This window comes from Bartonella vinsonii subsp. berkhoffii ATCC 51672, from assembly GCF_902825225.1.
GTDB lineage: Bacteria > Pseudomonadota > Alphaproteobacteria > Rhizobiales > Rhizobiaceae > Bartonella > Bartonella berkhoffii.
This window is the reverse complement of sequence record NZ_CADEAK010000037.1, coordinates 1-2,921: the sequence shown is the minus strand read 5'-3', so window position 1 is coordinate 2,921 and position 2,921 is coordinate 1. Positions and strand designations below refer to the sequence as shown.

5 protein-coding genes are annotated in these 2,921 nt (G+C 35.5%); 3 read left to right on the top strand and 2 right to left on the bottom strand.

The annotated features are described in order from the left end of the window. Positions 1-319: 319 nt before the first annotated feature. Complete coding sequence (locus J7R10_RS07850) at positions 320-937, bottom strand: S24 family peptidase (RefSeq protein WP_010704889.1); 618 nt, start codon at positions 935-937, stop codon at positions 320-322. A gap of 110 nt (positions 938-1,047) precedes the next feature. Here J7R10_RS07850 and J7R10_RS07845 point away from each other — a divergent pair, with 110 nt between their 5' ends. The 3 genes from J7R10_RS07845 (at position 1,048) to J7R10_RS07835 (ending at position 2,428) form a co-directional block, all read left to right on the top strand. After that, a complete protein-coding gene (locus J7R10_RS07845) occupies positions 1,048-1,377 on the top strand; it encodes a hypothetical protein (RefSeq protein WP_244428911.1) in 330 nt (109 codons plus the stop codon). Positions 1,378-1,494: 117 nt separating this feature from the next. Continuing rightward, positions 1,495-1,860 (top strand): hypothetical protein, encoded by a 366-nt coding sequence (locus J7R10_RS07840; protein ID WP_026501405.1) that lies wholly within the window; start codon positions 1,495-1,497, stop codon positions 1,858-1,860. 151 nt (positions 1,861-2,011) lie between these two features. After that, entirely contained in the window at positions 2,012-2,428 is a 417-nt protein-coding gene (locus J7R10_RS07835; RefSeq protein ID WP_010704892.1) for a hypothetical protein, read from the top strand. 19 nt (positions 2,429-2,447) lie between these two features. Here the strand turns inward: J7R10_RS07835 and J7R10_RS07830 are convergent, their stop codons facing one another. Next, positions 2,448-2,735 carry a hypothetical protein gene (locus J7R10_RS07830; RefSeq protein ID WP_244428912.1) on the bottom strand — a complete coding sequence of 96 codons (288 nt, stop codon included), beginning with the start codon at positions 2,733-2,735 and terminating at the stop codon, positions 2,448-2,450. Positions 2,736-2,921: the final 186 nt, after the last annotated feature.

Below are 2,921 nucleotides of genomic sequence, written 5' to 3'. Positions count from 1 at the left end.
GCCCAATGTGTTGATCATCATCGCAGACAACTAATAAAATTTCATCGGAATTAATAAGAATTGACTTATCCATAATTTCCCCTCCCTAACGCCTCTTGGCGATTGTTTGTTTCTGGTTTATGGAATATATTAGTACATTATGCACGAAAGATAGTCAAGTACATAATGTACTGTTTTTTTAAAAAAATAAAAAAATGATGAATCACGGCATAATTTAGAGAATCAAAAGTTTGCTGTTTACTGATAAAAATCAATCAAAGTTGCTTCAATCTGTTGATAGCAATCTAATTGATAATGTGAACAGAAAATCGTATTATGTTTACATATCAAGAATAGTGCGCCGTACACGACCTATTATAGAGATAGCGCCTTCAAGTTTTGGAGCTTTTATTGTTTTGTCGTATGAAGCAGGCTGAAAAGGAGGATCATCATTAGGTCTGTATCGTTTATATGTCGCTTGTCCAGATTCATCTGCAATTACATAGCAGGCATTAGGCACAAGTTTTTTGTCTCGCATATTTACAAATATTATAGAATCTGGAGGGCTAATTTTATTCATAGAAGCGCCATCTACACGTAAAGCAATCCATTCACCGGCAGGAAGATTAACAGCCTCTGTCATAGGATAATCTGAAAAATCCATTATCCCATCTTGCTCGCTTAGTTCTCCAGCGCTAATCCATGGAACGAGAGGAATACTTATATTGAGGTTAGGATTTTCTTGAGGAGACTCGCCATACAAAATCCACCCCGGATCTACATTAAATACTTGTCCATAGAGCTCGGCCATTTGGCGAGAAATACCACGATTCCCATTTTCATGGCTAATTAGAGTATTTTGATTAAGAGCTGGTATAGCGCGTGCAGCTTCGCTTGGTGTTACATATCCAGCGTTCTTACGCGCTATTTTAAGTCTATCTTTTGGCAAATAAGTCATTCGTACATTATCCACTATTTTTTTCATTCTTTGTGTACGATTTTATCTTGATTTTAAATTGTACGTAATGTACTGTTTTTGTCATGGTTAATAATTTTTGTGTCAAAAGTTTGATTGAGTCTTGGGAATCTATACGCCAATTTGCAAAAAAAATTGGTTGTAGCTATGAGGCAGCGCGTAAAATGCGCGATCGCAATAGTATTTCTCCAAAATATTGGAATATAATTATTCAGTTGTCTAAAGCTAAAGGTCTATCTTGGGTTACACTAGATTGGTTTCTTCACAATTACGGGAGTAAATCCCATCAAGTTATTCGTTCAATGACAAAGCGAAGAAAAGATATGCTTCATATAGTGGAGAAAGTTAGTGCACCAAATGGATCACAAACAGTAATATCTTCTCATATTGCCGCTCCTACAGCTGATAGCAAACACCAATAGCACAATTCACACTCTTAAAGAAGAAAGATCATGAGAAACGGGATATTGAAGAAACTCTACGCACGGATCTGTAGATTAATAGGTTGTAATACGAAAATTGAGAATGGAGATAAGTTTGTGAAAGAATTTATACAAATACCGGATCGTGATTGTAGCATAGAAGATCTTATAAAACGACATAGAACTCATACAAAAGTTCTTGCAAAACAAGAAGAATGGCATAAGTCACAATTTGATAATTGGATGAGATGGCATGAAGCAACTCTTGCAGAGCGAGATAAGTCAATTGAACAACAGCAAGTAGTACTTGAAAACCTATCCTCTTTAATTAAGCAAAAAAATGAAACGCTATACAGCCAAAGGCTAAAGTTAGCTTCACAGATGAAAGTTATTGATGAATTAAATAATAAAATCATTGAGTTAATCAACAAAAAAGAAAAACCAAGATTAATCGATTTTGTTTTTGCAGGAGAAGTTTTTTAACTTGCGTCATTTGAGCCAAAAACGAGGATTGTTAATTAACAATGAATCATTGCGAGGTTACTTTTTCAAAAACATTTTTGCAAGACAGGCAATCACAACGCGCCCTATCACAACAGTAGCATTTAGACTCTTAAAGAAGAAAGATTAAGAGATGATAGATGAACCACATATCACTATAAGCAAAGTCCAGTTGATTGATCTTGTTAATAAGATTGGACAGAAAGACATATATTGTGGTGTCCGTTCGCCTCATAGTACACATGAAATAAGCTTAGATCCCTCATCAACAGGTTCTCTTGCCTGTATGCTGCATAGTATCTTTGTGCGTGATGATAGAAATTATTTTCCGTTATTGCCGTACGATGATTTTAATCAATGGTTTTCATCTGTGTTTACGCAAGCTTTTACGGATTGGTTTGATAATTATTTTTCTCAAGAGTTGTCATCTTTTTATCGCTTAAATGGGCTGATCTTGTTTATGGTCTCAGTCAAAAATAAGCTTGATATCTTAAGAGATGACCTCATCGAAAAAAGAAAAGAAGAAATCGAATTAATAGATGATGCATAAAAATCTTTGCCTAAGTGAGTTAATCCAATTTTTTAAAGTCTATGAGGTCGGTTTGTGTAGTTACAGTCATTGTTGTTTCTGGTTGCAGTGGGGATGTGTGGGTAATGATTAAAGTAACTTGGTCTTTTATATCTTCTTCACGCGCTGCTACAAAAATAAGGATTCCTGTGTACTTACCTTCTGAGGGAGCTATGGAAATATTAACATCGATTTCTTGCCCCGTTCGAAAATCCTTTGCTTTCTCACAGATGCCGGGGAATTTGTGTGACATTGGTTTGGCATCAGGATTAACATATTTTGATTGCATTTGTCGCCATCCTGTTTCAGGTTTGTATCTAATGCCATATCCAAGAATAAAGCGAGAACCATCTTTTAACTTTATATTTAGAACGTGGATTACAGCACCTGACTCGTTCTTTGTGCATAAACTAAGACGTGTCCATTTATTCTGGAGTTACTAAATTTGATTCCCTTGCATATATGGAAAGTGGCG